The organism is Micromonospora maritima, assembly GCF_902825405.1.
Classification (GTDB): Bacteria; Actinomycetota; Actinomycetes; order Mycobacteriales; family Micromonosporaceae; genus Micromonospora; species Micromonospora maritima.
Window position 1 is genome coordinate 1 of sequence record NZ_CADEAU010000621.1, and the last position, 2,777, is coordinate 2,777.

Sequence of the window (2,777 nt, forward strand, 5' to 3'; positions counted from 1 at the left end):
GTCCGCGTCACGATCGCCGCCTGCGACGTGGCCGACCGGGACGCCGTCGCCGCGCTGCTCGCCCGCCTCGACGACGACCCGGCGCCGCTGACCGCCGTGGTGCACGCCGCCGGCCTCAACGACGTGGCCCCGCTGCTCGACACCGACCTGGACCGGCTCGCCGCCGTGTCGAGCGGCAAGACCGCCGGCGCGGCCCACCTGGACGAACTGCTCGGCGACCGCCCGCTCGACGCGTTCGTGCTGTTCGCCTCCATCGCCGGCGTGTGGGGCAGCGGCGGGCAGGCCGGCTACGCGGCCGGCAACGCCTACCTCGACGCGCTTGCCGAGCGTCGGCACGCCCGGGGCCTCGCCGCCACCTCCGTGGCCTGGGGCCCGTGGGCCGACGGCGGCATGGCCACCGACGACGCCCAGCGGGAACTGGCCCGGCGTGGACTGCGGGTGCTGGCCCCCGCCGACGCGGTGCACGCCATGCGCGTCGCGGTCGGCCGGGGCGGCCCCGCACTGACCGTGGCCGACGTGGACTGGACGACGTTCGCCCCGGCGTACGCGTCGACCCGGCCCCGGCCGTTCCTGGCCGAGCTGCCCGACGCCCGGCAGGCGGTGCGGGATGCCGCCGGGACGCCCACCGACGGGGGCGCGGCGCTGCGCGACGAATTGCGCGGCCTGACCGGCGAGGACCAGGACCGCCGGCTCACCGACCTGGTCCGCGCCGAGGCCGCCGCCGTGCTCGGCCACGGCGGCCCGGAACGGGTCAAACCCCGCCGGGCCTTCAAGGACCTCGGCTTCGACTCGCTGACCGCGGTCGAGCTGCGCAACCGGCTCAACCGGGCCACCGGCCTGTCCCTGCCCACCACGCTCGTCTTCGACCATCCCGACCCGGCCGCGCTCGCCGGCCACCTGCGCGCCACCCTGCTGCCCGACGCGCCCGCCGGGCCGGCCGCCGACCCGACCGAGACCGCGGTACGCCATGCGCTGGCCACCGTCCCGCTCGCCCGCATCCGCGAGGCCGGGCTGCTGGACCTGCTGCTCGGTCTCACCGGCGACGACGGTCCCGCCGCCGAACCGGACGGCGCGGGGGTCGACCTCGACGAGATGGACACCGACACCCTGATCCGGCTGGCCCTCGACGGCACCGAGTCCTGACGCCCACGTACGGAGTAGATGATGTCCACGTCCGCAGACAAGGTCGTCGAGGCGCTTCGGGCCTCCCTCAAGGAGACCAGCCGGCTCAAGCAGCTCAACCAGCAGTTGACGGCGGCGGCCCGGGAACCCGTCGCGATCGTCGCGATGTCCTGCCGCTACCCCGGCGGGGTGTCCACCCCGGAGCAGCTGTGGGAGCTGGTCGACGCCGGCGGCGACGCCGTCGGCGGCTTCCCCACCGACCGGGGCTGGGACCTGGCCAACCTCTACGACCCCTCCGCCGACCGGTCCGGCCGCTCCACCACCCAGCAGGGCGGCTTCCTCTACGACGCGGCCGGCTTCGACGCCGAGTTCTTCGGCATCTCGCCGCGCGAGGCCCTCGCGATGGACCCGCAGCAGCGGCTGCTGCTGGAGACGTCGTGGGAGGCGTTCGAGACCGCCGGCATCGCCCCGTCGTCGGTACGCGGGCAGAAGGTCGGCGTGTTCGTCGGCACCGCCGCCAACGGCTACGGCGTCGGCGCCGACGGCGGCGCGCTGGACGCCGACGAGGGCTACCTGCTCACCGGCACCGTCACCAGCGTCGTCTCCGGGCGGATCGCGTACGCGCTGGGCCTGGAAGGGCCGGCCGTCAGCGTGGACACCGCCTGCTCGTCGTCGCTCGTCGCGCTGCACCTGGCCGCGCAGGCGCTGCGCGCCGGCGAGTTCGACCTGGCGCTGGCGGGCGGCGTGACCGTGATGGCCAGCCCCAGCGCGTTCGTCGGCTTCTCCCGGCAGCGCGGACTCGCCTCCGACGGGCGGTGCAAGTCGTTCGCCGCCGCCGCCGACGGCACCGGCTGGGCCGAGGGCGTCGGCCTGCTGCTCGTCGAGCGGCTCAGCGACGCCCGCCGCAACGGCCACCCGGTGCTCGCGGTGATCCGGGGCAGCGCGATCAACTCCGACGGCGCGTCCAACGGGCTCACCGCCCCGAACGGGCCGTCGCAGCAGCGGGTCATCCGCCAGGCGTTGAGCAACGCCCGCCTCGACGCCGGCGACGTCGACGCGGTCGAGGCGCACGGCACCGGCACCACCCTCGGCGATCCGATCGAGGCGCAGGCGCTGCTGGCCACGTACGGGCAGGACCGCGACGGGCGCGACCCGCTCTGGCTCGGCTCGGTCAAGTCGAACCTCGGGCACAGCCAGTCCGCCGCCGGCGTCGCCGGCGTCATCAAGATGGTGCAGGCCATGCGGCACGGGCGACTGCCCGCGACGCTGCACGTCGACACGCCGTCCCCGCACATCGACTGGTCCGCCGGCGCGGTGTCCCTGCTCACCGAGGCCCGCCCGTGGCCGCGGGTGCAGCGGCCGCGCCGGGCCGCGGTGTCCTCGTTCGGCATCAGCGGCACCAACGCCCACGTCATCCTGGAACAGGCCGACCCCACGCCCGCCCCGACGCCCGAGGACGACCGGCCCGCCCTGGTCGCCGGCCCGGCCACCGTCTGGTCGCTGTCCGCCCGCTCCGCCGACGCGCTGCGCGAGCAGGCCGCCCGCCTGGCCCGCCACGTCCGCGACCACGCCGACCTCGACCCGGCCCGGCTGGCCTGGTCCCTGGCCACCACCCGGTCGGTCTTCGAGCACCGCGCGGCCGTGGTCGGCACCGA

Annotated in this window: 2 protein-coding genes; both read left to right on the top strand. The window is 76.4% G+C overall.

Annotated elements, in window-relative coordinates; genetic code table 11:
- Positions 1-1,143 (top strand): beta-ketoacyl reductase (locus tag HUW36_RS30065; RefSeq protein ID WP_174531180.1); only part of this gene is annotated, 1,143 nt, incomplete at its 5' end.
- A 21-nt stretch (positions 1,144-1,164) separates the two neighbouring features.
- On the top strand, positions 1,165-2,777 hold a 1,613-nt coding region (locus HUW36_RS30070; RefSeq protein ID WP_246248392.1), incomplete at its 3' end, for a type I polyketide synthase.